Origin of the sequence: Knoellia altitudinis, from assembly GCF_042666355.1 — a bacterium.
GTDB classification, from domain to species: Bacteria; Actinomycetota; Actinomycetes; order Actinomycetales; family Dermatophilaceae; genus Knoellia; species Knoellia altitudinis.
In genome coordinates this window covers 253,398-279,064 of record NZ_JBHTDK010000002.1, presented here as the reverse complement: position 1 = coordinate 279,064, position 25,667 = coordinate 253,398, and the positions used below count along the sequence as shown (strand labels likewise).

24 protein-coding genes are annotated in these 25,667 nt (G+C 70.1%); 13 read left to right on the top strand and 11 right to left on the bottom strand.

The genetic code is table 11. The features are described from left to right. Positions 1–32: 32 nt before the first annotated feature. Together ACFQW8_RS16045 and ACFQW8_RS16040 are read left to right on the top strand one after the other, a co-directional pair. A complete protein-coding gene (locus tag ACFQW8_RS16045; protein ID WP_380089109.1) occupies positions 33–617 on the top strand; it encodes a DUF3000 domain-containing protein in 585 nt (194 codons plus the stop codon). Between the two features lies 1 nt (position 618). Beyond that, positions 619–1,893, top strand: a complete 1,275-nt coding sequence (locus ACFQW8_RS16040) for an HRDC domain-containing protein (RefSeq protein WP_380089107.1) — start codon at positions 619–621, stop codon at positions 1,891–1,893. 20 nt (positions 1,894–1,913) lie between these two features. Here the strand turns inward: ACFQW8_RS16040 and ACFQW8_RS16035 are convergent, their stop codons facing one another. Both ACFQW8_RS16035 and ACFQW8_RS16030 read right to left on the bottom strand, forming a co-directional pair. Further along, positions 1,914–2,807, bottom strand: a complete 894-nt coding sequence (locus ACFQW8_RS16035; protein WP_380089105.1) for a hypothetical protein — start codon at positions 2,805–2,807, stop codon at positions 1,914–1,916. Continuing rightward, positions 2,804–3,295: a hypothetical protein gene (locus tag ACFQW8_RS16030; RefSeq protein ID WP_380089103.1), complete on the bottom strand. Its 492-nt coding sequence runs from the start codon at positions 3,293–3,295 to the stop codon at positions 2,804–2,806. Before ACFQW8_RS16030 ends, ACFQW8_RS16035 begins: the two co-directional genes overlap by 4 nt. Before the next feature lie 94 nt (positions 3,296–3,389). Here ACFQW8_RS16030 and ACFQW8_RS16025 point away from each other — a divergent pair, with 94 nt between their 5' ends. Both ACFQW8_RS16025 and ACFQW8_RS16020 read left to right on the top strand, forming a co-directional pair. Continuing rightward, positions 3,390–4,925, top strand: a complete 1,536-nt coding sequence (locus tag ACFQW8_RS16025) for a helix-turn-helix domain-containing protein (RefSeq protein WP_380089101.1) — start codon at positions 3,390–3,392, stop codon at positions 4,923–4,925. Positions 4,926–4,928: 3 nt separating this feature from the next. Continuing rightward, complete coding sequence (locus ACFQW8_RS16020; RefSeq protein ID WP_380089800.1) at positions 4,929–6,053, top strand: class I SAM-dependent methyltransferase; 1,125 nt, start codon at positions 4,929–4,931, stop codon at positions 6,051–6,053. Between the two features lie 2 nt (positions 6,054–6,055). Here ACFQW8_RS16020 and ACFQW8_RS16015 read toward each other — a convergent pair whose 3' ends face one another. Genes ACFQW8_RS16015 through ACFQW8_RS15990 form a run of 6 tightly spaced genes read right to left on the bottom strand, consistent with a single transcriptional unit; the run spans position 6,056 to position 11,535 of the window. After that, a complete protein-coding gene (locus ACFQW8_RS16015; protein WP_380089099.1) occupies positions 6,056–6,805 on the bottom strand; it encodes a 3-hydroxybutyrate dehydrogenase in 750 nt (249 codons plus the stop codon). 1 nt (position 6,806) lies between these two features. Continuing rightward, a complete protein-coding gene (locus tag ACFQW8_RS16010) occupies positions 6,807–7,832 on the bottom strand; it encodes a branched-chain amino acid ABC transporter permease (RefSeq protein ID WP_380089097.1) in 1,026 nt (341 codons plus the stop codon). Continuing rightward, a complete protein-coding gene (locus ACFQW8_RS16005; protein WP_380089095.1) occupies positions 7,829–8,698 on the bottom strand; it encodes a branched-chain amino acid ABC transporter permease in 870 nt (289 codons plus the stop codon). The genes ACFQW8_RS16010 and ACFQW8_RS16005 overlap by 4 nt, the downstream gene beginning before the upstream one ends. 21 nt (positions 8,699–8,719) lie before the next feature. Then, positions 8,720–9,970, bottom strand: coding sequence for an ABC transporter substrate-binding protein (locus tag ACFQW8_RS16000; RefSeq protein WP_380089094.1), 1,251 nt, complete (start codon positions 9,968–9,970; stop codon positions 8,720–8,722). A 49-nt stretch (positions 9,971–10,019) separates the two neighbouring features. After that, positions 10,020–10,727, bottom strand: a complete 708-nt coding sequence (locus tag ACFQW8_RS15995) for an ABC transporter ATP-binding protein (protein ID WP_380089093.1) — start codon at positions 10,725–10,727, stop codon at positions 10,020–10,022. After that, positions 10,720–11,535, bottom strand: coding sequence for an ABC transporter ATP-binding protein (locus ACFQW8_RS15990; RefSeq protein ID WP_449274540.1), 816 nt, complete (start codon positions 11,533–11,535; stop codon positions 10,720–10,722). The genes ACFQW8_RS15995 and ACFQW8_RS15990 overlap by 8 nt, the downstream gene beginning before the upstream one ends. 161 nt (positions 11,536–11,696) lie before the next feature. On the opposite strand from ACFQW8_RS15990, the gene ACFQW8_RS15985 reads away from it, so the two are divergent. After that, a complete protein-coding gene (locus ACFQW8_RS15985; protein WP_380089091.1) occupies positions 11,697–13,562 on the top strand; it encodes a helix-turn-helix domain-containing protein in 1,866 nt (621 codons plus the stop codon). A gap of 42 nt (positions 13,563–13,604) precedes the next feature. After that, positions 13,605–14,606 (top strand): hypothetical protein, encoded by a 1,002-nt coding sequence (locus tag ACFQW8_RS15980; protein ID WP_380089090.1) that lies wholly within the window; start codon positions 13,605–13,607, stop codon positions 14,604–14,606. A gap of 14 nt (positions 14,607–14,620) precedes the next feature. On the opposite strand, the gene ACFQW8_RS15975 is transcribed toward ACFQW8_RS15980, so the two are convergent. Beyond that, positions 14,621–16,039 carry a DUF222 domain-containing protein gene (locus ACFQW8_RS15975; RefSeq protein ID WP_380089089.1) on the bottom strand — a complete coding sequence of 473 codons (1,419 nt, stop codon included), beginning with the start codon at positions 16,037–16,039 and terminating at the stop codon, positions 14,621–14,623. Between the two features lie 200 nt (positions 16,040–16,239). Here ACFQW8_RS15975 and ACFQW8_RS15970 point away from each other — a divergent pair, with 200 nt between their 5' ends. Further along, positions 16,240–16,503 (top strand): hypothetical protein, encoded by a 264-nt coding sequence (locus tag ACFQW8_RS15970; protein ID WP_380089087.1) that lies wholly within the window; start codon positions 16,240–16,242, stop codon positions 16,501–16,503. Positions 16,504–16,550: 47 nt separating this feature from the next. Here the strand turns inward: ACFQW8_RS15970 and dxs are convergent, their stop codons facing one another. Both dxs and ACFQW8_RS15960 read right to left on the bottom strand, forming a co-directional pair. Then, on the bottom strand, positions 16,551–18,425 hold the full coding sequence (gene dxs, locus ACFQW8_RS15965; RefSeq protein ID WP_380089085.1) for a 1-deoxy-D-xylulose-5-phosphate synthase: 1,875 nt from the start codon (positions 18,423–18,425) through the stop codon (positions 16,551–16,553). 127 nt (positions 18,426–18,552) lie between these two features. Next, positions 18,553–18,984, bottom strand: a complete 432-nt coding sequence (locus ACFQW8_RS15960) for a hypothetical protein (RefSeq protein ID WP_380089083.1) — start codon at positions 18,982–18,984, stop codon at positions 18,553–18,555. 125 nt (positions 18,985–19,109) lie between these two features. Between ACFQW8_RS15960 and ACFQW8_RS15955 the strand changes: the two genes are divergently transcribed. Genes ACFQW8_RS15955 through ACFQW8_RS15930 form a run of 6 tightly spaced genes read left to right on the top strand, consistent with a single transcriptional unit; the run spans position 19,110 to position 25,647 of the window. Further along, the gene (locus ACFQW8_RS15955; RefSeq protein WP_380089082.1) at positions 19,110–20,813 is read left to right on the top strand and encodes a nitrite/sulfite reductase; all 1,704 of its coding nucleotides are present in this window, start codon (positions 19,110–19,112) and stop codon (positions 20,811–20,813) included. Beyond that, the gene (locus ACFQW8_RS15950) at positions 20,810–21,526 is read left to right on the top strand and encodes a phosphoadenylyl-sulfate reductase (RefSeq protein WP_380089081.1); all 717 of its coding nucleotides are present in this window, start codon (positions 20,810–20,812) and stop codon (positions 21,524–21,526) included. The genes ACFQW8_RS15955 and ACFQW8_RS15950 overlap by 4 nt, the downstream gene beginning before the upstream one ends. Beyond that, positions 21,523–22,515, top strand: coding sequence for a sulfate adenylyltransferase subunit CysD (gene cysD, locus ACFQW8_RS15945; RefSeq protein WP_380089079.1), 993 nt, complete (start codon positions 21,523–21,525; stop codon positions 22,513–22,515). Before ACFQW8_RS15950 ends, cysD begins: the two co-directional genes overlap by 4 nt. Further along, complete coding sequence (locus ACFQW8_RS15940) at positions 22,515–23,861, top strand: sulfate adenylyltransferase subunit 1 (RefSeq protein ID WP_380089078.1); 1,347 nt, start codon at positions 22,515–22,517, stop codon at positions 23,859–23,861. Before cysD ends, ACFQW8_RS15940 begins: the two co-directional genes overlap by 1 nt. After that, positions 23,849–25,066 carry a uroporphyrinogen-III C-methyltransferase gene (gene cobA / locus ACFQW8_RS15935; RefSeq protein WP_380089076.1) on the top strand — a complete coding sequence of 406 codons (1,218 nt, stop codon included), beginning with the start codon at positions 23,849–23,851 and terminating at the stop codon, positions 25,064–25,066. The genes ACFQW8_RS15940 and cobA overlap by 13 nt, the downstream gene beginning before the upstream one ends. Before the next feature lie 53 nt (positions 25,067–25,119). Further along, the gene (locus tag ACFQW8_RS15930; protein WP_380089075.1) at positions 25,120–25,647 is read left to right on the top strand and encodes a DinB family protein; all 528 of its coding nucleotides are present in this window, start codon (positions 25,120–25,122) and stop codon (positions 25,645–25,647) included. Positions 25,648–25,667 lie beyond the last annotated feature (20 nt).

Genomic DNA, 25,667 nt, shown 5'->3' with positions numbered 1-25,667 from the left:
GCGAACCCAGCCACCCGGCATACCCTCGTCAGGTGGCAACACGCTCCCTTCCCGGCCGCGAGTCCCCGGAGTTCACCGAGGCTCTCGAGGCACTGCGACACGTTCGGCTGCGGCCCGAGGTGCGCATCACCGAGGTCCCGGCCCCCCAACGGATCGCTCCGTATGCCGTGGCCCTCACCGCCGACGTCCTCGGCTCCGCGGGCGACGACGAGGAGCTCGCCTCCGGTCGCTTCGTGCTGCTCCACGACCCGTCCGCTCCCGAACCGTGGGGTGGTGAGTGGCGGGCCGTGACGTTCGCGCGCGCCGAGCTCGAGCCCGAGCTCGCCGCCGATCCGCTCCTCGGCGAGGTGGGGTGGTCGTGGCTCGTCGACGCCCTCGGCAACCGTGGGGTCGAGGCGATCGCCGAGGCGGGCACCGTCACCCGCGTCGTGAGCCAGAGCTTTGCCGGCCTGGCCGACCGCCCGGCCAGTGTGGAGATGGAGGTGCGCGCGTCCTGGACCCCGGTCGGACCCGACGCGGGACTGCACCTGCTGGCCTGGTCCGACCTGCTGTGCACCATCGCCGGGCTCCCTCCCCTGCCCGAGGGCGTCGTCGCCCTGCCCGGGCCTCGCCGCTGACATGACCGACGACCCGTCCGACTCGTCCGTGGCCACCGAGGACCTCGACGCCGAGCACAACCCTGACGCCGAGCCCGCGCTTCCCCCGCCGACCCCCCTCAACGAGCCCGCCGACGGCACGCCGGACGTCGTCGAGTCCGAGCGGCGACTCAGCGAGGCCGCCGCAGCGATCGCGGCCGGTGAGGGGCCCGTCGCCGTCGACGCCGAGCGCGCCTCCGGCTACCGCTACGGTCAGCGCGCCTATCTCATCCAGGTGCGACGTGAGGGTTCCGGCACGTGGCTCATCGACCCGATCGCCTGCCCGGACCTCTCTCCCCTCAACGAGGCCATCGGCCGTGCCGAGTGGATCCTGCACGCGGCGACCCAGGACTTGGCCTGTCTCGCCGAGGTGGGCCTGCGTCCCATCCAGCTCTTCGACACCGAGCTGGGCGCCCGGCTGCTCGGACTTCCCCGGGTGGGACTCGCCGCGGTCGTCGAGCACTACCTCGGTCTGGCGCTGGCCAAGGAGCACTCCGCCGTCGACTGGTCGACGCGGCCCCTCCCCGAGCCGTGGCTGCGCTATGCAGCGCTCGACGTCGAGGTGCTCACCGAGCTGCGCAACCTCATGGGCGTCGACCTCGACCGTCAGCAGAAGTCCGAGTGGGCCCGGCAGGAGTTCGAGGCCCTGCTGCAGTGGGCACCGACCGAGCGCGTGGACCCCTGGCGGCGCACCAGCGGACTCAACACCATCCGCAGCCGCCGGGGCATCGCCGTCGTGCGTGAGCTCTGGTACGCCCGTGACGACATCGCCCGCGAACGCGACACCTCACCCGGTCGCATCCTCCCCGACGCCGGACTCGTCGCCATCGCGACGGAGGCACCGACGACACCGTCCGGCCTTCCCAGCGGGCACCGGGCGATCGCCCGCTACGGCCGCCAGTGGGTCGCGGCGGTCCAGCGCGCCAACGCCATCGACGAGGCCGACCTCCCGCCCCGGACGGTGCGATCCGACGGGCCACCGCCCGCACGCTCCTGGGCCGACAAGGACCCGGTCGCCGCCGCCCGCTTGGCGGACACGCGAACCGAGCTCACGGCATACGCCGAGCAGCACCAGATCCCGGTCGAGAACGTCATCTCACCCGACCCGCTCCGCCGGGTGGTGTGGCGTCCACCGACCTCGCGCGACACGGCGGGTTTCACCGAGGCACTGCACGACTACGGCGTGCGTGCGTGGCAGGCCGAGATCGTGGCACCGATGCTGGCCCGGGCCTTCGAGGCGCATCCCGACCCCGACTAAGGACCGGCTCGCGCCTGCCGCTACGGCTCGGGAACCGTTTCGACCTTCCGGGGTATGGCGTCCGCCCCCGTCGCGCTCCGGGCGCGCCGGGCCCGCGTCACGCGGTCCTTGACCGACCCCAGGCGTTCCAGGGGCAGGAAGGCGAGGAGGCAGACGGCCAGCGGCAGGAAGTGGATCTTGAGCATCAGGTAGGTGCTCAGGTGGAAGCCGGCAGCGAAGAGCAGCGCACCATGGAGCGCCTTGCCCCTGAGCCACAACATGAGGGGTGCGAGGAACTCGGCGATCCAGACGATCCACTGGAGCGCGTGGGTGAGTGTCTGGTGGGACCCGACCCAGGGACCGATGCCGTTGGGACGACGGGTCAGCGCCCAGATGAGGGTCGCGCCGTTGGCCCAGCCGGGGCCGCCGAAACGCAGCTTGGCCCAGGCCGAGAGCGCATAGATCGAGACCGCCCCCAGCTGGACCATCCGGATGGCCCAGCCAGCGGTCTCCCAACGGTCGACGTCACGCACGCTGGCCCTGCCGACGGTGGGCAGCACGAACAGGGCCAGGATCAGGGCGAAGTGGTCGTGGTCGACCTTGGAGTAGGCGAAGGCGTTGCTCACCCAGTCGAGCATCCCGATCGCGCACGCCAGGCCCGCCAGCCGCGGCAACCGCCCCATGGCGGCGACGACCGAGCTGATCAGGATGACCGCCAGCAGCACTCTGACATAGGTCGGTGACGGAGCGGGCATGCCGAAGAGGGTCCGCACGGTGAGTCCGCGGTAGAGGCTCGCCGGCACGTCACCGTGCGGGATGGGGTCGGTGACGATCCACAGGACGTCGAGCCACACGAAGGCATAGATGAAGCGCCGCAGCCACGCCACGCGCGCCAGTGGCAGGGCCGGCACGAAGAAGGTCCGGACGGCACTCATCGCGCGTCCTGGGAGATGCCGCTGGGCCGGGGGTCGATGGGGTCGACGACCTCCCAGGAGACGAGCCTGCGCACCGTGGTCGCACCGGTGCGGATGTCACGCTGGGTGTTCTGCAACCAGATGGTGCGATAGGCGGGCTCGTGTGCGAGGCGGCGGCGGTGGAGCACAGCGACGTCCTGGAGCAGGCCGGGGTTGTTGATGATGCGCGGCGCCTGGCTCTCGATCTCGGCGCGCTCGATGCCGATCATCTCCTTGGACAACGGCACCCGCACCTCCTCGCCGTCCACGGTCACCGCGGCCATGGTGAGCGAGTTGATGACACCGTCGTTGCGGACGGAGAAGGCGTACTGCGACATGGGCGCGAACGGCCACCAGCCGTCGTTGCCGATGAGGGTCCCCAGGGCGACCGTGACGGTGACGACCACGCTCACCGCGATCCGCCAGGCCACGGCATACCCAGGAATGGTGCGTGTCGCCTCCCCCGTCATGGCGTCATGGTGCCAGATCCGTGGCGTCGACGAGGGACGTTGCCGCTGCACGCCGTGGCTTGCGTTATCTCATATCTGACATACGCTGTTCGGCATGACTGAGTCCAGCTACCTCACTCGTATCGGCACCCTCATCCGAGACGCACGTCGTCACCAGGGCCTGACCCAGAACGAGCTCGCCGACAAGCTCGGCACCAGCCAGAGCGCGGTCGCGCGCATCGAACAGGGCCGCCAGAACCTCAGCCTCGAGATGCTCGCCCGCGTCGGCGAGACCCTCGGCAGCGAGTTCGTCTCGCTGGGGCACAGCGGTCCGCAGCACCTGCGGATCGTCGGTGGCGCCAAGCTGTCCGGCTCGATCCCCGTCAAGACCAGCAAGAACGCCGCCGTCGGCCTGCTCTGCGCCGCCCTGCTCAACAAGGGGCGCACGACCCTGCGCAACCTCGCGCGCATCGAGGAGGTCAACCGGATCATCGAGGTCCTCACCTCGATGGGCGTCAAGGTGCGCTGGCTCCCGGACAGCAGCGACCTCGAGATCATCCCGCCGGCGACGCTGGACCTCGACTCGATCGATGTCGCTGCCGCTCGTCGCACGCGGACCGTGATCATGTTCCTCGGTCCTCTGCTCCACCAGTTCGACACCTTCTCGCTGCCCTACGCCGGTGGCTGCGACCTCGGCACCCGCACCGTCGAGCCGCACCTCACGACCCTGCAGTCGTTCGGTCTCGACGTCGCGGCGACGCACGGCTTCTACGAGGCCAAGGTCGACAAGACCAAGCGCCCGGAGAAGGCCATCGTCCTCACCGAGCGTGGGGACACGGTCACCGAGAACGTCCTCTTCGCCGCGGCCCTGTATGCCGGCACGACCGTCATCCGCAACGCGTCGTCGAACTACATGGTCCAGGACGTCTGCTTCTTCCTCCAGCGCCTCGGCGTCACGATCGAGGGCATCGGCACGACGACCCTCACGGTCACGGGCCGTGAGTCCATCGACGTCGACGTCGACTACTCCCCCAGCGAGGACCCGATCGAGGCCATGAGCCTCATCGCCGCCGCCGTCGTCACGGAGTCCTCGATCACCATCGAGCGGGCACCGATCGAGTTCCTCGAGATCGAGCTCGCGACGCTGGACGGGATGGGCCTGCAGTACGAGATCTCGCCGGAGTACCTCGCAAAGAACGGCCACACGCGCCTCGCCGACATCACCATCCTGCCGAGCCAGCTCACCGCGCCGATCGACAAGATCGCGCCGATGCCCTTCCCCGGGCTCAACATCGACAACCTGCCGTTCTTCGCGCTCATCGCCGCCTGCGCCGAGGGCACGACGATGATCCACGACTGGGTCTACGAGAACCGCGCCATCTATCTCACCGAGCTGACCAAGGTCGGTGCCCAGGTGCAGCTGCTCGACCCGCACCGCGTCATGATCACCGGCCGCACCGCCAAGTGGCGTCCGGCCGAGGTCATGTGCCCGCCGGCGCTGCGTCCCGGCGTCGTCGTGCTGCTCGCGATGCTGGCTGCCAACGGCACCTCGGTGCTGCGCAACGTCTATGTCATCAACCGCGGATACGAGGATCTCGCCGAGCGCCTCAACGCGCTGGGCGCGACCATCGAGATCTTCCGCGACATCTGATCCCTGGTGTCCGAACCCCTGACGTCCGACTGGGACGACCTGCGCCGCTGGCCCGACGTCGAGGCGTCCAACCTCCAGGCGTGGGACGCCACTGACCTCCTCCTCCTCGACGAGGCCGGTGCCCTGCCCGGTGGCGACGGCGACGTCGTCGTCATCGGGGACCACCATGGCGCCCTGACGCTCGGCGCCCTGGCGGCCGGCGGGTCAGGGGTCCGGGTGCACCAGGACGGAATCCTCAACGAGAGAGCACTCGACGCCAACGCGGGCCGCCGCGGTGTGGACGGCTATGCCCGCCACGGTCTCGACGCCTCGCTCGTGGCCGGCGCGCGGCTGGTGCTCCTCCAGCTCCCCCGGTCGCTCGACGAGCTCGACGAGATCGCCCAGCTCATCGCCCAGCACGCGCACGCCGACGTGCGGGTGCTCGCGGGTGGTCGGGTCAAGCACATGTCGCTCAGGATGAACGACGTGCTGGGTGCGTCGTTCACGACGGTCCGGCCGAGCCTGGCCCGCCAGAAGTCCCGGGTCCTGCGCGTCTCCGGCCCCCGTGAGGACATCGCGACCACCTGGCCCAGGCAGCGCACCCACGACGACCTCGGCGTCACGGTCGTCGCGCACGGTGGCGTGTTCGCCGGCACCAACATCGACATCGGCACCCGGCTCCTGCTGGAGCACCTCCCGGAGATGCGTGAGGCCGACCGAGCCGTCGACCTGGCTTCGGGCAGCGGAGTCGTCGCCGCGGCCCTGGCGCTGGCCCGTCCTGCACTGAGCGTCCTCGCGACCGACCAGTCCGCAGCCGCGGTCGCCTCGACAGTGGCGACGGCCGAGGCCAACGGCGTGGGCCAACGCGTCGAGGTCGTCCGGGCCGACGCGCTCGAGATGCTCGAGCCCGCGACGGCCCAGCTCATCGTCCTCAACCCGCCGTTCCACGTCGGGTCGGCGGTCCACACCGGCCTCGCCGAACGCCTCTTCGCCGATGCCGCACGGGCCCTGGAACCGGGTGGCGAGCTCTGGTGCGTCTGGAACACCCCGCTGAGCTATCGGCCGATCCTCGACAAGCTCATCGGGTCCACCAAGCAGGTGCAGCGCACCTCCAAGTTCACCGTGACGAGCTCGCGCAAGCGCACCTGAGATCAGTGGGCGGTCCAGCCGCCGTCCATCGTGAACGAGCTGCCCGTGATCGAGTCCGACGACGGGCCGCAGAGGAAGCCGACGAGGTCCGCGACCTCCGCCGGCTCGATGAGCCGCTTCACAGCCACCGGCGTCAGCATGACCTCCGCCAGGACCTCGGACTCCGGTATGCCGTGCGCCTCCGCCTGTGCGCGAATCTGGTTCTCCACCAGGGGAGTTCGCACATAGGCCGGGTTGATGCAGTTGCTGGTGACGCCCTTGTCACCGGCCTCGAGGGCCACGACCTTGCTCAGTCCCTCGAGACCGTGCTTGGCCGAGACGTAGGCCGACTTGAAGGCACTGGCCCTCAGCCCGTGCACGGACGAGACGTTGACCACGCGACCCCAGCCGGCGGCATACATGTGTGGCAGGCAGGCACGGACGAGCCGGAACGGCGAGAGAAGCATGAGCCGGTGGATCTGCTCGAACTCCTCGATCGGGAACTCGTGGACCGGTGCGACGTGCTGGATCCCGGCGTTGTTGACGAGGACGTCGATGTCGGTGGGCAGGTCGGCGTGCGTGTCGAGGTCGGCCAGGTCGAGCACCCAGGGGGTCACCCGGTCCACGCCGATGCGCGCAACGAGCTTGTCGAGGGCGTCGCCGTCGATGTCGACCGCGTGGACCTGCGCTCCGTCGACGGCGAGACGTTCGACGACTGCGGCACCGATCCCGCTGGCGGCACCTGTGACGAGCGCGGTGCGAGCCTCGGGCATCTCACTTCCCCCGAGCTGCAGGTCGGTTGCGGATCCGCTCGACGAGGTCGGCCACCGTGCCCCAGATGCCCTTGCGGAAGAGCAGGACGATGAGGACGAAGATCGTCCCGGTGATGATGCCGATGCCGTTGAAGCCGGAGGACGCGAGCTGGTCCTCGAGCAGGACGACGACGGCCGCGCCGAGTGGACCGCCCCAGAGGGTGCCGATGCCACCGAGGACCGTGATGAGCACGACCTTGCCCGACGTCTGCCAGATGAGCTCCTGCAGTGACGCGAAACCGTGGCTCACCGAGAACACTCCCCCGGCCAGCCCGGCGATGCCGGCGGAGATGACGAACACCATGATCTTGTAGCGCTCGACGTCGTAGCCGAGCGCCCGGGCCCGGGCCGGGTTGTCGCGGATGGCGAGGAGCACCCGGCCGAACGGCGACGACACGGTGCGCCAGGCGACGAACGCGCCCAGCAGGATGAGCGGCAGTGCCGCGTAGTAGAAGTAGAAGGCGTCCCTGTTGATGAGGTCGGTCAGCCCGCCCAGGTTCTTGGGGATGCCCTGGAGGCCGTTCTCGCCACCGGTGAGGTCGCGCGCCTGGTTGGCGATGAAGTAGATCATCTGGGCGAAGGCCAGCGTCACCATCGCGAAGTAGATCCCGGTCCGGCGCACGGCGAGGTATCCCGTGGGGACCGCGACGATCATGGCGACGACGGCCCCACCGAGGATGGCCACCGGGAACGGCAGGCCCGAGCGGATCGCGATGATCCCCGTGACATAGGCCGACGTCCCCCAGAACATCGCGTGCCCGAAGCTCAGCAGGCCCGTGAACCCGAGCAGGAGGTCGATGGAGATGGCGAAGAGCCCCCACGCGAGGATGTCCATGGCCACCGGTGGGTAGATGAGCCAGGGCAGGGCGAGGACGGCGACCAGGGCGACGAGGAGCAGGCCGGCCCGGACCAGCGGGTTGAGCTTGCGGTCCGGCGCCGCCGACGCGGCTGTCTGCACCCGCGTCGTCTCGGTGAGCTGGGCACTCATGAGGCCTCCTCGCGGCCGAAGAGTCCCGCCGGGCGGACGAGGACGACCGCTGCCATGAGGACGAAGATGAGGACCTGCGCGTAGGACGGTGCGTAGGCCTGGCCGTAGGCCTCGACGAGCCCGACGAGGAACCCGGCGACGACGGCGCCGAGGATCGAGCCGAGCCCGCCGATGACGACGACGGCGAACAGGATGATGATGAAGTTGCTGCCCATGTCGGCGGTGATCGCGCGGAACGGCGCGGCGAGCACTCCGGCCACACCGGCCAGCGCGATGCCGAAGCCGAAGACCGGTGTCACCCACCGACCCACGTTGATGCCGAGGGCCCTGGTGCGCTCGGCGTCCTCGGTCGAGGCCCGCACGATCATGCCGATGCGGGTCTTGGTGAGCAGCAGCCAGACGGCGACGCAGAGCACCACCGAGAAGAAGGCCGCGAACAGCTGGTAGCTCGACAGGCTCAGCCCGCCCACGCTCACCCTCCCCTCGAGCCCGGCCGGCAGCTCGTAGGGCAACCCGGAGACGCCGTAGCGGCGCTTGACCAGGTCGACGATGAGCAGCGTGAGGCCGAAGGTGAGGAGGAAGTTGTAGAGCGGGTCGAGCGTGAGCAACCACCTCACCAGGAGTCGCTCGACGAGGATGCCGAAGAGGAACAACAGGACCGGGACGATGACGAGCGCACCCCAGAACGGGATGTCCGCGACGTCGAGGAGCACGGCCGACCCGACGGCGCCGAGCATGTACATGGCGCCGTGGCTGAAGTTGACCACCCCCATGACACCGAAGATGACCGCCAGCCCCAGGGCGGCGAGGGCATAGAAGCCGCCCGTCGCCAGGCCCTGGAGCGTGTACTGGATGAATGCACTCATCGGGGTCTCAGTGACCTCTCGTCACATCGAGCAGCCGGACTCGGCCACCGGCTTGAAGGCTTCGGCGGCAGGGATGGTGGCGACGATCTTCTCGTAGTCCCACTCCTCCTTGACCTCGGCGGCGGGCTTGACCTCGGCGAGGTAGGCGTCGTGGATGACGCGGTGGTCCTCGGCGCGGACCTCACCGTTGCGCAGGAAGAAGTCGTTGATCTTCTTGCCCTCGAGCTTGGCGACGACGTCGTCCCCGGTGTCGCTGCCGGCCTCCTGGACGGCCTCGAGGTAGTTGTAGGCCGCGGAGTAGTTCGCGGCATGGGCGAACGAGGGACGCGTCTTGGTGCGCTCCTGGAACTTGTCGGCCCACTTGCGGTTCTGCTCGTCGAAGTTCCAGTACCAGGCCTCGGTGAAGGTGACGCCCTTGAACTGCTCGGCGCCGAGGCTGTGGATGTCGGTGATGAACATCAGGCCGACGGCAAGCTTGATCTGCTCGGAGATGCCCGCCTGGTTGTACTGCTTGACGAAGTTGATGAGGTCACCACCGGCGTGCATCGTGCCGATGACGTCGGGCTTGTCGGCCGCTGCCTTGGTGATGTAGGTGGCGAAGTTGTCGTTGGGGAACGGGGTGGGGACCTTCTGACCGATGGCGCCGCCGGCTCCCGTGATCTGACCCTCGAACGACTTCGTCATGTCCTGGCCGAAGGCGTAGTCGGGGTAGACGACGTTCCAGTTCTTGCCGCCGTCCTTGGTCAGCGTGCCGCCCGTGCCCTTGGCGAGCATGTAGGTGTCGTAGGCCCAGTGGAACGTGTACTTGTTGCACTGCGCGCCGGTCAGCGCGGTCGTGCCGGCGCCGATGTTGATGTAGACCTTCTTCTTCGCCTTGGCCTGCGTCGCGACCGCGAGGGCCGCTGAGGAGGTCGGGACGTCGAGGATGATGTCGGCCTTCTGCCGGTCGTAGAGCTCCTGCGCCTTGGTGTTGGCGATGTCGGGCTTGTTCTGGTGGTCGGCCGTGACGACTTCCACGTTCTTGCTCACCGCGTCGTCCTTGTGCGCGGCCTTCCAGTCCTCGACCGCCATCTTCACGGCCTCGACCGAGTTGGGTCCCGAGAGGTCCTTGTAGACGCCGGACTGGTCGTTGAGGATGGCGAGGACGATCTTGTCTTCGCTGATCTTCCCGCCGCCCGAGGCCGGGCCTCCGCCAGCGCTGCCGCACGCGGTCAGCACGAGGCCGGAGCCGGCCACCATGGCCGCGAGACTGATCATCTTGGTGTTTCGCATGTTCCCCTCCTGGGGTGTGTGTGCCGTGCCCGGCGAGAGTGCGTCTCGGCTACATGCCGAGGTGCTGAAGCAGTTCCGTCGTGCGCGTCTGGAACTCGGTGTTGTCGAGGCTCTCGACGACCTCGCCCTGGGCGAGGAGGTTGTGGCGGTCGGCGACGGTGGACGCAAACTTCACGTTCTGCTCGACGAGGAGGACGGCGACGCCCTGCGCCTTGATGTCGCGGATGATCTGGCCGATCTGGTTGACGATGACCGGAGCCAGGCCCTCGCTCGGCTCGTCGAGGAGCAGCAGCCGCGACCCGGCGCGCAGCGGGCGGGCCATGGCGAGCATCTGCTGCTCGCCGCCGGACAGCTTGGTGCCGGGGAAGTCGCGTCGCTCGCGCAGGACCGGGAACTGGTCGTAGATCGAGTCGAGGCTCCAGGCAGCGTCCTTGTCGACGACGGGAGGCAGGCTGAGGTTCTCGGCGACGGTGAGCGTGGCATAGATGCCGCGGTCGTCGGGCACCCAGCCGAGGCCGAGGCGCGCACGCTTGTCGGCCGACCGACCGTCGAGGGAGGTCCCGGCAAAGGTGATCGAGCCGCGAGTGCCCCTGTGCAGACCCATGATCGAGCGCAACAGGGTCGTCTTGCCGGCGCCGTTGCGACCCACCAGCGTGACGACCTCGCCGGCCGCGACGTCGATGGAGACGTCGCGCAGGACCTGCGCCTCGCCATAGAAGGCGGAGAGGTTGTCGACCGTGAGCAACGTGTCACTCATGGGTCTCTCCCCCCGTCTCTCCGAGGTATGCCGTGATGACCCGATCGTCCCCGCGCACCTCGTCGTAGGTGCCCTCCGCGAGCACCTCGCCCGACTGGAGGACGGTGACCCGGTCGGCGAGCGAGCCGACGACGTGCATGTTGTGGTCGACGAAGACGACCGTGCGGCCGGCGGACACCTTCTTGACCAGCCCGATGGTCCGGTCGACGTCCTCGAGGCCCATGCCCGCGGTGGGCTCGTCGAGCAGGAGCAGGGTGGGGTCGAGAGCGAGGGCGAGCGCGATCTCGAGGGCCCGCTTCTGCCCGTAGGCGAGCGAACCGGCTCGCTGGCCGCTCCGGTCGGCCAGTCCGACCTCGGCGAGCAGCTCCATCGAGCGCTCCCTGAAGGCTCCGAGCTTCTTGCGCGAGGTCCAGAAGCGGTAGCCCAGGCCCGTCGGGGACGCGAGGGCGAGCTCGAGGTGCTCGAGCAGGGTCATCTGGTCGAACAGGCTCGTGATCTGGAAGGAGCGGGCGACCCCGAGGTGGGTGATCTTCTCCGGCTGCTGGCCGGCGATGTCCTCGCCGCGCAGCAGGATCTGACCTGACGTCGGAGTGAGGAAGCCGGTGAGCAGGTTGAAGAGGGTGGTCTTGCCCGCCCCGTTGGGGCCGACGAGGGCATGGATCGTGCCATCCGCGACGTCGAGGTTGACGGCGTTCACGGCGGTGAACCCGCGGAAGTCCTTCGTCAGGTCGACGGTCCGCAGGACGGGCGTCGACCCGGCCGACGGGGACGCCGACGAGGGTTCCGTCGTCGATGGGCTCGCGCTCACCAGCACCTCCTCGTGCTCCGCGTGCAGGACCTCTGCAGGCGGTGAAGACACACCCTAGGACGGCCAGGCGCAGGCCCACATGGCGCCCGGACCCATGGTCTGGCGGGTCTCATGGTTTGCGGACCCATGCGTTGGTCGCGAGCGGCCCTTAGGATCGACACATGCACGACGACGTGGATGTGGGCACCGGCCTGCTCGAGCTGCTCGCCTCGGGGGCATCTGCGGCCGAGCTCGCGGCTCTCGACGTCAACCCTCGCGCCCGCGACCTCGCGATCCGGATCAGCGGCGCCTTCGACGTGCAGCGCCGCCGAGAGCAGCAGCTCGCCGCGCTCGTGGACACCGCTGGCGAGCTGGCCTCGATGCGCGACCCGTCGGTCGTCCTCGACGCCATCGTCCGGCGCGCCCGCACCCTCATGGGCACGGACGTCGCCTACCTCACGCTCTTCGACCACGACCGTGGCGACACCTACATGCGAGCCACGGCCGGGTCGGTCTCGGCCCAGTTCCAGGTCGTGCGCCTGGCCTTCGGGGCCGGCCTCGGTGGGCTCGTTGCGCAGTCGCACAAGCCCTACTGGACCTCTGACTACTTCGCCGACTCGCGCTTCCGGCACACCCACTCGATCGACGGTGCCGTCGGAGACGAAGGGCTCGTCGCCATCTGCGGCACGCCGCTCATCGTCAAGCACGAGTTCGTCGGAGTGCTCTTCGCCTCCAACCGGACCCCCCGTCCCTTCACCCACGACGAGGTCGCCCTCCTCGGCTCGCTCGCCGCCCTGGCCGCCGTGACCATCGTCCAGGTCCAGGCGGCCGAGGAGGCGTCGCGGACCCTGGCCGCCCTGTCGAACGCGACCGACCGGGTGAGTCACTACGCCGCCGGGATCGAACGTGCCGCGGCCGCGCACGACCGCTTTGCCGAGATCGTGCTCGAGGGCGGTGGCGTCGACGACCTCACCGAGTCCCTGAGCCAGCTCCTCGGGGGGTGGGCCCTCCTCCTCGACCTCGACGGCGAAGCCCGGAGCATCGCAGGTGATGCTCCGCCGACGGGCGGGGCGTTGCGGCGTCTCGCCGACAGTGTCGCCGGCGGTGTCGAGGGTGGTCGACTGTCGAGGCACGGTGACTTCTGGGCCATCGGCATCGCGGCAGCCGGTGAACCCCTGGGCGTGCTCGTCGTGGGCGAGGTGTCCTCGATGGACGACTCCGACGAACGGACGGTCGAACGCGCCGCCGTCGTCACCGCCCTCGTGCTCCTCGGTGAGCGCAACCGCGCCGAGACCCGGCAGCAGCAGCGGAGCGACCTGGTGGCGGGTCTCGTGGGCGGGCACGGCGATCTCGGGCTCCTGCTGCCCACCGCCCGGTCACTCGGACTCGACCTGCGCGAGCCCGCCTGCCTGCTCGCCGTCCTCGGCAGCGAGGCGGCGACCGCGCGATCCCTCGTCCTCGCGGTCAACGCCGCACTGGGTGGAGTGGGTCTGGTCGGCGAGGTTGACGGTCATGTCGTCGCGCTGGTCCCCGGCGACGACCCGGGCTCCGCCGCGACTGATCTGGCTCAGCGACTGTCCCGCAGCAATGTCGTCACCGTGGGGGCGGCTGGCCCGGTGAGCGAGGCAGTCGGCACGCTCAGCCCGGACCTCGCGGCCGCGCACACCGAGGCCGTGCGCACCGCCGAGGCCCTCGAGGCGTTGGGGCGTCGCGGCGACGGGGCGGCAGCCACGGACCTGGGCTTCGCGGGTCTGATCGTGGGCACCCAACCCGAGGTGACGGCATACGTGCACTCCGTCCTCGGACCGCTGCGCGACTACGACGCCTCGCGCGGCACCGACCTCGTCGGGACGCTCGAGGCCTACTTCCTCGCCGGCGCCAGCCCGCGGCACGCAGCCGGCAGGTTGCACGTCCACACCAACACGGTGGCGCAACGGCTGGAGCGCATCACCCGGCTCGTCGGCGAGGGTTGGCAGTCACCCGAGCGTGCGCTCGAGCTGCAGCTGGCCCTGCGCCTGAGGCATCTCGTCGGTGCCATCGCACACTGAGCGGTGTTGGGCGGTGACGCCCTCACCTGCGAGGCTGGGCGCGTGCTGACCCCCAACGACGTGGCCAAGTGCGAGCAGTGGTTCGACGCCAACGGTCTGCCCTACTTCGTCGAGGCCGGCCACGAGTCCATCCGCCGCGCCTTCGGCACCCGTGTGGTCGCGCTCTGGGCCGGCATCGCGCTCGCCGTGGGGGTGGGGGCCGGAGCCCTGGCACTGGTGGCGGACGCCTCCCGACCGGACGCTGCGTTCGTCGCCGTCGTCACGGCGGGCATCGTCGCGGCACTGCGCTGCGCCAAGGTGCTCCGCGTCCCGCTCATCGGGCGGTGGGCGCTCGCTCATGCCTGGGCGGGTCGGTCGCTGCTCATCCCGTTGGCAACGCGGGCGCTCCCGTTCCTGCTGCTGTTCATCACCTTCCTCTTCATCAACACCGAGGTGTGGCAGGTCGCGTCGTCGCTGAGTCGCCAGCTCCTCTGGTCAAGCATCGCCGTCTTCGTCGTCCTCGCCGTGTCCTTCCTCGCGCCCTCCTTCGACACGGAGATCACTCGGTTGGGTGCGGAGGTCGAGGGTGAGCGGCTGGTTGCCTCGTGCGTCGGCACACCAGTGGCATCGGCGGCGCGGGAGATTCTCGATGAGCCGCAGCTCGCCGCCCAGGTCGCCGGAATCCGGCTGCGCGGGCTGGAACGCCGCAACCTGCTGCTCATGCTCTTCATCACCCAGGCCATCCAGGTCGTCAGCCTGGCCTTCATCGTCTTCTGCTTCTTCGTCGTGTTCGGCTCCATCGCCATCCAGCCGGAGGTCATCGAGTCGTGGGTTGGTCACGCCCCGACCTACGAGACAGGTGGACTGCACCTGGTGAGCAACGAGCTGTTCTCGGTCGCAGTCTTCCTCTCCGGGTTCGCCGGGCTCTACTTCACCGTGCAGGCGGTCATCGACCAGAACTACCGCCGCGAGTTCTTCTCGCGGATCGAGGACGACCTCCAGCGCGCGATCGGCGTTCGCAAGGTCTACGTGGCGCTGCGAGCCCACCTGGCCAACCGCCCCTGACCGCCGCTGACGGCTCAGGCGGCCAGCTCGAAGCGACGTGTCGGGAAGGCGAAGTCCACACGCGGCACCCCGTCGTCGGGCTCCGGTTCGGACCAGCCCTCCCCGAGGACTGGTGGCGCGGCCGAGTCGTGCACCCGTCCCGTGGGTGTCGTGATGCGTATGCCGTGTGCTCCAGTCCCGTCGAGCCCTGTCGACTCGACTCTGACGTGCCATCCTGGTTCTTCCTTGACGAGGTTGTGGCGTGTGCACATCCCGCCGGCGTTGGCTCCGGTCGTGGCTCCACCGTCATGGACCGCTTCGACGTGGTCGGCTTCGACCGCGGGCGCGTCGCACCAGGGGACGCGGCAGGTGGGGTCACGCAGCTCCAGGAAGCGGCGGAGGCCGCCGAGGAAGCGGCGCCGCTTCGAGTCGAGCGCGACGAGGTCGCGACCGGAGGGGGCGGTGAACAGCCGCCGGAGCCACACCGTGCTCTGGTCGTCAGCGTCAGCGTGGTCGAGCAATGCAGCAAGGTGGGCGCGCGCTTCGCTACCGGGGATCGGGCCCCACCCGGGGATGACTGCCACGTCGTCGTCGGGTGCCCGGCCGCCGAACGCTGCCGGAAGGAGCACCGTGTCGGTCATGACGAGGTTGACCTCGACCGGCTGCGGCTGACCCTTCGCCCGACCTGAGAGCAGTTCCAGGGCCCGGTCCGCCAGCCAGGCACCCCTGCCCCGGGCGTCCGCTCGGGCGGCTGCTGCGGCTGCCTCCCACTTCTCCGCGGGCAGGTCGGGATCGATCTGGTGGCGCCTGGACTCTTCGGCGGTCAGGGCGACGTGGGCGCCGATGACGTCCTTCATCGGCCCCAGGATCGACAACCAGGCCATCCCGTCCGCAGCAGCACGCACCGACATCCGGCGGGATGCCACCGCCCGGCGGTTGCGCTCCGCAAGAGACTCCGCGTCCAACGCGGCACCGGCACGACGCGCCGCACCGGCCAACGCCCTGTCCCCCAACGACCCGATCGTCGGCGCCAGTCGCCGGTCCACCTCGGCGCGGTGCTCCACACTCAGGCACGCCGTCTCGCGCACGACGATCATCGCCCGCCGCTCGCTGATCTCCCCACGGGTCAGCGCGGCCATCGTCTCGGGCATCTCACCCACCAGCGCCTTGGCCACCCCCACGTGCTGGTCCGCCACCGTGGGCGAGCAGCGACGGGCCAACGCCAGGTCCGCCCGCACACTGCGCGAGTCCTCACCCAACGCCTCACGATCCACCACCGCAGCCGCCGTCAGTCGCGCCTGCGCAGCCGCCACCGCACCCTTCACAGCCTCCAGCGCGGACACCGCCGCGACCCGCTCCCCCTGCGTCAGACCCTCCGGGTCCAGGCGCGCCAGAGAGGACACCACGGAGCGGACCTGAACCTCAGGCCCTTCCAGTGCTGGTGTCCCCTCCATACCCTCATCGTACACCTGTTCGGTGACAGCCCACAGGTTGTCCACACACCAATTCACCTGTGGCACAGGGCATCTGAGCCAAAACACGGCAAGGAGCCATTGAGCGGCCAAGCAGGACCGGCAGCCCATCAACGCCAGACGCGAGGGGGCAGGACGCCCACTGGTCTGGCGGTTCCTCGAGGGCGGGGTCACAATGGCACATGGCCCTGCAGCGCACGCCCCGCACCGGGATGGTCCTCCCCGACCTCCGTGGTGATGGCCGCTCGCTTCGCGCAACCTGGCACCAGGAGCAGCAGGTCGTCGTCCTCTCGCTGTGGCGCAACAACGTCTGCGTCAGCACCTTCCGGCTCGCGGCCGACGACGTGCCCGACCTCATCACCCTGCTCCGCCACGGGCTCGACGAGGCGTACGACACCGCCCGTGAACGGGTCGAGCGTCTCGAACGGCCCTCCCAAGCGGGCTGACGGCCGCAACGGAACCACCCCCGGCCGTGCCGCATCGAGACGCGGCCTCAGCGCAGGGCGGCGAGAAGCCTCGTCGAGATGGCGTCGGGCGTGAGGCCGACCCGGTCGAGGACCTGTCCGCGCGAACCATGGTCGAGGAACTCGCGCGGCAGTCCGAAGAGGTGGATGGGAGCGTCGATCCCGCTGTCGCGCAACGACTTCATGAGGTGTGAGCCGACGCCACCGGCGACGGAGTTGTCCTCGACGACGGCGACGCGGCGCGCCGCACGACCCAGCTCACCCACCGCCGGGTTGACCGGCAGGGCCCACACGGGATCCACCACACGCACCCGCAGGCCTTCGGCGGAGAGCTTGTCGGCGACGGTGAGCGCGGTGGCGACCATGGACCCGACGCCGACGAGGAGCAGGTCGACCTGCTCGTCAGTGTCCTCGGGCTCGACGAGCACGTCGACACCGTCGACGGTGCGGACGGCCTCGATCGGGTCTGAGACCGAACCCTTGGGGAAGCGGATGACCGAGGGCGCGTCGTCGATGTCGACGGCCGCGCGCAGGGCGATCGGGATCTGGTGGCCGTCACGCGGGGCGGCGAGGTGCAGACCGGGGACGATGCCGGCGATCGACATGTCCCACATGCCGTGGTGCGAGGCCCCGTCGGGACCGGTGATGCCGGAGCGGTCGAGCACGAACGTCACGCCGGCCCGGTGCAGCGCGCAGTCCATCAGCAGCTGGTCGAACGCGCGGTTCAGGAAGGTCGCATAGATCGCGACGACCGGATGCCGGCCGGCATACGCCAGGCCGGCCGCCATCGTCGTCGCGTGCTGCTCGGCGATGCCGACGTCGAAGGTGCGGTCGGGGAAGCGCTTCGAGAACGCGTCGAGCCCGACCGGGATCATCATGGCCGCGGTGATCGCGACGATGTCCTCCCGCTCCTCGCCGAGCTCGACGAGGGCGTCGCTGAACTCGTCGGTCCAGCTGCGTCCCGAGATCTCGAGCGGCAGGCCGGTCTCGGGGTTGATCACCCCGACGGCGTGGAACTGGTCGCTCTCGTCGTTGACGGCGTGCTCGTATCCCTTGCCCTTCTGGGTGATGACGTGCACGAGCACCGGCCCACCGAAGGCACGAGCTCGACGGAGCGCCTGCTCGAGCGCCGCCTCGTCGTGGCCGTCGACGGGCCCGACGTACTTCAGGCCCAGGTCCTCGAAGAGACCCTGGGGCGCGACGATGTCCTTGATGCCCTTCTTGACGCCGTGGAGCGTCTCGTACATCGCTCCCCCGACGACGGGAGTGCGGTGCAGGGCGGACTTGCCCCAGTCGAGGAACCGCTCGTAGCCGCGGGTCGTGCGCAGCGTCGCGAGGTGGTCGGCGAGCCCGCCGCGGGTCGGCGCGTAGGACCGCTCGTTGTCGTTGACGACGATGACCAGCGGGAGGTCGGACTCGGCCGCGATGTTGTTGATGGCCTCCCAGGCCATGCCGCCGGTGAGCGCGCCGTCACCGATGACGGCGACGGTGTGCCGGTTGCTCTCGCCCGCGAGGACGCGCCCGGCCGCGATGCCGTGTGCCCACGACAGCGAGCTCGACGCGTGGGAGCTCTCGACGACGTCGTGCTCGGACTCGGCGCGGCTGGGGTAGCCCGACAGCCCTCCCTGCTTGCGCAGCGTGGTGAAGTCGTGGCGACCGGTGAGGAGCTTGTGGACATAGGACTGGTGACCGGTGTCGAAGACGACGGCGTCGTGGGGGCTGTGGAAGACGCGGTGGATCGCGATCGTCAGCTCGACGACGCCGAGGTTGGGTCCGAGGTGTCCACCGGTGCGGGAGACCTCGTCGACGAGGAAGGCGCGGATCTCCTCGGCCAGGGTCGCCAGCTCCGAACGGCTCAGGGCCTTGAGGTCGTCAGGCCCCTGGATGCGCTCCAACACGCTCACGCGCTCTCCCTCTCGGTGCGGTAGTCCATCCGCAAGAGTCTAGGTGCTCTCCCACACGCCTCCGCTCCCCGTTGGGTGCAGCTGCCGTGGACCCACACGAAACGCTCACCGGCTCCACACCCCCTTCTCAGAGCCGCGGCACGAACGCGTGGCCGTGCATCGCCTCCAGCAGGAGCCCGGCCGCGCGCCGAGCCGCGAGAAGTCGTGCCCCCTCGGCCTCCAGCGCCGCGAGCGAGGCGGCGATCCCCTCGGGCTCGACGTGCTCGGCGAGGTCCACCCGCAGACCCCGGTATGCCGCCCGCATGGCTCCCAGCTGTGCGTCCAGATGGTGCGTGGTCACCCAGGCGAGGGCGATCGGATGGCGACGCCACACGGCATACATGCGGTATTCGGACGGGCAGTGGTCCAGCAGCCAGCCGACCGCGGGCACCTGCCAGCCGGGTGCCTCCGGTGGCGGCACGCGGTCGGGCCACCCCGGAGGGCCCGGCCGTGCCGACCCACCCGGAGCTCCCGGGCTCGCCGCGCGACGCAGCGGGGGCCGGGCGGGTGTGTCGAACATGTGTTCGATGGTAGCGCCTCTCGGGCTCCCCCGACACGGCCACATCGTGGACCTCGTGCCACCGCGACATAACCGACGCTTATGCTTCCCATCAGCATTGGCACCCCATTCAGGAACGAGGACCCATGACGAGCGTCGCCTCCGGCAGCCGCGCACTGCGGCCGCCGCGCACCGGCCGGTCCAACGGTCAGTGGGCCGTCGACGGCCGCGAGCCGCTCAACCCGAACGAGGCGTTCAAGGCGGAGGACAACGGCCTCAACGTCCGCGAGCGGATCGAGACGATCTATGCGCGGGACGGGTTCGACGCCATCCCGGGTGACGACCTGCACGGGCGCTTCCGCTGGTGGGGGCTCTACACGCAGCGCAAGCCCGGCATCGACGGCGGGCAGACCGCCTCGCTCGAGCCGCACGAGCTCGAGGACAAGTTCTTCATGCTCCGGGTCCGCACCGACGGCCAGGTCCTCTCACCCACCCAGCTGCGCGTCCTCGGCGGCATCTCGACCGACTTCGCGCGCGAGAGCGCCGACATCAGCGACCGACAGAACATCCAGTACCACTGGATCGCGATAGAGAGCGTGCCGGAGATATGGCGCCGGCTCGAGGAGGTCGGTCTGCAGACCACCGAGGCCTGTGGCGACACACCTCGTGCCTTCCTCGGCAGTCCCGTCGCCGGCATCGCCGCGGACGAGATCATCGACCCCACGCCAGTGATCCGCGTCATCACCGACCGTTGGCTGGGCGACCCCGAGCTGTCCAACCTCCCCCGCAAGTTCAAGACGGCGATCACGGGTCACCCGAGCCTCGACGTCGTCCACGAGATCAACGACATCTCGCTCGTCGGTGTCGTCCATCCCGAGCTGGGGCCCGGCTTCGACCTCTGGGTGGGAGGCGCCCTCTCGACCGCGCCGCGGCTCGCCGAGCGACTCGGTGTCTTCGTGTCCGAGGCCGACGCCCCCGACGTGTGGCACGGGGTCATCTCGATCTTCCGTGACTACGGCTACCGGCGGATGCGCACCAAGGCCCGACTCAAGTTCCTGCTCGCCGAGTGGGGTCCCGTGAAGTTCCGCGAGATCCTCGAGACCGAGTACCTCGGGCGAGCGCTTCCGGACGGGCCTGCGCCCGCGCCCGCCAAGGGTCCCGGCGACCACGTCGGCGTCCACCCCCAGAAGGACGGTCGCTTCTACGTCGGTGCGGCCCCGGTCGTCGGTCGGGTCAGCGGCACCATCCTCAGCAGCCTCGGTGACCTCGTCGAGCGGGTCGGCGGCGACGGCGTGCGCCTCACCGCCCACCAGAAGCTCGTCGTGCTCGGCGTCCCGGAGTCGGGAGTCGCCGAGCTCGTCGCCGGCCTCGAGGACCTCGGACTGACCGCGACGCCCAGCCCGTTCCGTCGCACGACGATGGCCTGCACGGGCATCGAGTTCTGCAAGCTGGCGATCGTCGACACCAAGGACACGGCGACCGCGGTCATCGCCGAGCTCGAGGAGCGTCTCGCGGGAGTCGAGCTCGACATCCCGATCTCGTTGCACGTCAACGGTTGCCCGAACTCGTGCGCCCGCATCCAGACCGCCGACATCGGACTCAAGGGCCTCATCACGACCAACGACGCGGGCGAGAACGTGCCCGGCTTCCAGGTCCACCTCGGTGGCGGGCTGGCCTCCCCCGAGCGGGACGAGGCCGGACTGGGCCGCACGGTCCGCGGACTCAAGATCGCCTCCACCGACCTCGCCGACTACGTCGAGCGCATCACCCGCCGCTTCCTGGCCCAGCGGACCGCCGGCGAGTCCTTCGCCACCTGGGCCCACCGAGTTCCGGACGAGGAGCTGACATGAGCACCCTGACCAGACGCACCACCAGGCGCAGCGAGGAGGAGCTGCGTGCCCTCGCCCTCGAGGGGTCGCAGCTCGACGACACGGACGCTGCCGGAGTCGCGCGGTGGGCGGCGGCGAACTTCCACGGCACGCTCGCCGTTGCCTGCAGCATGGCCGAAGGGGTTCTCCCACACCTGATCTCACAGGACTCCCCCGGTGTGGACGTGCTCTTCCTCGAGACCGGCTACCACTTCTCGGACACCATCGGCACCCGCGCCCGCGTCGCCGACGAGCTCGACGTCAACGTCGTCGACGTCCTGCCCCAGCGCACCGTCGCCGAGCAGGACGCGGAGTTCGGTGCGCGCCTCTACGAGCGCGACCCGGCCGCCTGCTGCGCCATGCGCAAGATGGAGCCACTCGCCCGGACCCTCGCGGGCTACGAGGCCTGGGTGACCGGCGTGCGTCGTGACGAGGCGCCGACTCGCACGGCGACGCCCCTCGTCACGTTCGACGAGAAGCACGGACTCGTGAAGATCAACCCCCTCGTCACCTGGTCGCTCGACGACGTCACGGACTACGCCCTCGACCACGGCGTGCCCATCAACCTCCTTCTCTCCGACGGCTTTCCGTCGATCGGTTGCGAGCCGTGCACCAAGCGCGTCGCACCCGGCGAGGACCCTCGATCCGGTCGTTGGGCCGGACTCTCGAAGACCGAATGCGGGATCCACACATGAGTGCCACCACGACCGACCTCACCGGGTCGCCGCCCGACACCGACGCGCCCACGAAGGCCACCACGTCGTGTGCCGGACAGCCGGCATACGACGGGCACGTCCTCAGCCAGCTCGACGCCCTCGAGGCCGAGGCGATCCTGATCATCCGCGAGGTCGTCGGTGAGCTCGAGCGTCCGGTGCTGCTCTTCAGCGGCGGCAAGGACTCCGTGATCATGCTCCACCTGGCGACCAAGGCGTTCTGGCCGGCGCCCATCCCCTTCCCCGTGCTGCACGTGGACACCGGGCACAACTTCCCCGAGGTCCTCGACTACCGCGACGAGACGGTCGCAAGGCTCGGGCTGCGGCTCGAGGTGGCGAGCGTCCAGGACTACCTCGACGACGGCCGCCTCCGCGAGCGGGCCGATGGCCTGCGCAACGCCCTCCAGACGGTGCCGCTGCTGGACGCCATCAACGAGCACCGCTTCGACGGCGTGTTCGGTGGCGGGCGCCGTGACGAGGAGAAGGCCCGCGCCAAGGAGCGGATCGTCTCTCTCCGGGACGAGTTCGGCCAGTGGGACCCCAAGAACCAGCGACCCGAGCTGTGGAACCTCTTCAACCCTCGACACCGACCGGGCGAGCACGTGCGTGCCTTCCCGATCAGCAACTGGACCGAGGTCGACGTCTGGAAGTACATCGAGCGCGAGGACATCCCGCTCGCGCCGCTCTACTACGCCCACGAGCGAGAGGTCTTCAGCCGCGACGGCATGTGGCTCGCGGTCGGCCCCCACAGCCAGCCGCGCGAGGACGAGAAGGTGGAGACCCGGCTCGTGCGCTACCGCACCGTCGGTGACATGTCGTGCACCGGTGCCGTCGAGTCCCCGGCGCGGACCAACGCCGAGATCGTCGTCGAGGTGGCCGCCTCGACGCTGACCGAGCGAGGCGCCACCCGCGCCGACGACCGGATCTCCGAGGCCGCCATGGAGGACCGCAAGAAGGAGGGCTATTTCTGATGGAGCCCACGACCACTGCAGTCGCCACCCGTGGGACGCTCCTGCGCCTGGCCACCGCCGGCTCCGTCGACGACGGCAAGTCCACGCTCGTGGGCCGCCTCCTCCACGACACCAAGTCGGTCCTCTCCGACCAGCTCGCTGCCGTCGAACGGGTCTCACGTGACCGCGGGCTCACCGGCGCCGACCTCGCGCTCCTCACCGACGGCCTGCGCGCCGAGCGTGAGCAGGGCATCACCATCGACGTGGCCTACCGCTACTTCGCGACGGCGCGGCGCTCCTTCGTGCTCGCCGACTGCCCCGGCCACGTGCAGTACACGCGCAACACCGTCACCGGCAGCTCGACGGCCGACGTCGTCGTGCTCCTCGTCGATGCCCGCAAGGGCGTGCTCGAGCAGACGCGTCGCCACCTCGCGGTCACCGCGCTGCTCCGGGTGCCGCACGTCATCGTGGCGGTCAACAAGATCGACCTCGTCGGCTTCTCCCAGGAGACCTACGAACGGGTCAACGCCGAGGTGCAGGCCGTCGCGCGAGAGCTCGGCGTGGCCGAGGCCACGGCCATCCCGGTGAGCGCCCTCGACGGCGACAACATCGCCACCCGTTCGGCGCGCACCCCGTGGTATGCCGGGCCGAGCCTGCTCGAGCTGCTCGAGGCACTGCCGCCGGCGGACGACCCGTCCCACGAGGCCTTCCGGCTGCCCGTCCAGCTCGTCATCCGTCCTCAGGGTGCCGCCCTGGACGAGGCGCACCGGGACTACCGGGGGTATGCCGGTCAGGTCGCCTCAGGTGTCGTGCGGGTCGGCGACGAGGTCGTCGCCCTGCCCTCCGGGCGGCGCTCGACCGTCACCGGGATCGACCTCGGCGCGCGGTCACTGAACGAGGCCTTCGCGCTCCAGTCGGTGACGCTGCGCCTCGCCGACGAGATCGACATCTCGCGCGGCGACGTCCTCGCCGCGGTGGCGGACGCCCCACAGCCCACGCAGGACATCAAGGCCGTGGTCTGCTGGCTCGGCGATGCTCCCCTGCGCCCGGGCCAGCGCCTGCTGCTCAAGCACGGGTCGCGAACGGTGCAGTCCGCGGTGCGCACCATCGACGGCGCCCTCGACCTCGACGGCCTGCACTCCATCCCGGCCGAGACGTTGGCGCTCAACGACATCGGCCTCGTGACGCTCCGTCTGGCGAGCCCGGTGCCGGTCGAGAACTACGCGACCTCGCGGCGCGGCGGGTCCTTCCTCCTCATCGATGCGCACGACGGACGCACCGTCGCCGCCGGCATGGTCGGCGCAACCCTGCCGACCGCCGCCGAAGCGCCGACGCAGCCCGAGGGGGACGAGGAGTGGGAGATCTGAGGGGTGCCCTGCCGGTCGTCCTGGACCTCACCGGCCGACTGGTCGCCGTCTTCGGCGGCGGCCCGGTGACCGCGCGCCGCATCCGGGACTTCCTCGACGAGGGCGCCCTCGTCCGTGTCGTCTCACCGTGGGTCTGCGAGGACGTGCTCGACCTCGTCGACGGGTCCAAGGACCGCGTGACCTGGCTGCAACGTGACTACTCCGGACCGGGCGACCTCGATGGCGCCTGGCTGGTCCACACCGCGACCGGTGATCCCGAGGTCGACAGCACCATCCGAGACGACTCCACGGCCCTGCGCCTCTGGTGCATCGGCGCCACCGACGTGCCTGAGAGCACCGCCAGCATCCCCGCACGGGCACACGTCACCACCCCCGACGGCACCGTCACCGTCGCCGTCCACGGCGGCGGCGATCCCCTCCTGGCTCGGACCGTGCGCGACGGCATCGACCTCGCCCTCCGCAGCGGTGGCCTCGACCTGCGCCGCCACCGTCCGCGAGCCGGCGGCTGGGTCGCCCTCGTCGGTGGCGGGCCCGGAGCCGACGGTCTGCTCACCTCGCGCGGGCACGAGCTGCTCGCCGCAGCCGACGTCGTCGTGGTCGACCGCCTCGCTCCACGGGGGGTCGTGTCCCGCCTGCACGAGTCCGTGCGGGTCATCGACGTCGGCAAGACCCCGGGCCATCATCCGGTCCCACAGGACCGCATCAACGAGATCCTCGTCGAGGAGGCCCGACGCGGCCTAGGCGTCGTCCGGCTCAAGGGTGGCGACCCCTATGTCCTGGGCCGCGGAGGCGAGGAGCGCCTCGCGTGCGAGGCACACGGCATACCCGTCGAGGTCGTTCCGGGGGTCACGAGCGCAGTCTCCGTGCCCGCGGCCGCAGGCATCCCCCTCACCCACCGCGGGGTCGCCAAGGCCTTCACCGTGGTCTCCGGTCACGAGCAGATCCCGACACTGCCGCCCGGGTCGGACCACACCCTCGTCCTCCTCATGGGTGTGTCCACCCTGCGTTCCAGCGCCACCGCCCTCGTGACGGAGGGCCGCCCGGCCGACTGCCCCGTCGCCATCATCGAGCGTGGCTTCCTGCCGACCCAGCGAGTGACGATCGGCACGCTCGGCGACATCGCCGACCTCGCACTGTTCCGCGGCGTCGAGTCGCCGGCCGTCGTCGTCGTCGGTGACGTCGTCCGCCTCGCCCACGACGCCTGAGCCTTCCCGCGGATCGACGGGCGGATGTCGGCGGTCGTCACTAGGTTGCTGCCATGGACAGCGAACGCAGCGATCTCATCGACTCCCTCCGGCGCCACCGCGGCTTCCTGCGGACCACCGTGCAGGGCATCACCGACGACGAGGCGCGCAAGCGCACCACCGTCAGCGAGCTCACCCTCGGCGGACTCGTCAAGCACGTGGCCGCCACCGAGAAGGACTGGGCGAGGTTCGTCACGGACGGCCCCGCGCAGGGCCCCTCGATCGACTGGGAGAGCGTCGACTGGAGCAACCCGCCGCCCGAGGTGCAGGCCTTCATGGACTCGCACCGGATGACCGAGGACGAGACCCTCGAGGGCCTGCTTGCGACCTATGACGAGGTGGCTGCGGCGACCGACGCTCTCGTCGAGTCGGTGCCCGACCTCGACGCCAGCCAGCCGCTGCCTCCGGCCCCGTGGTTCCAGGCCGGAGCGCGATGGTCCGCGCGCCGCACCTTCCTCCACGTGATCGCCGAGACCTCCCAGCACTCAGGGCACGCCGACATCATCCGTGAGGCCCTCGACGGCCAGAAGACCATGGGCTGACCCGGGCCGCGGCGACGACG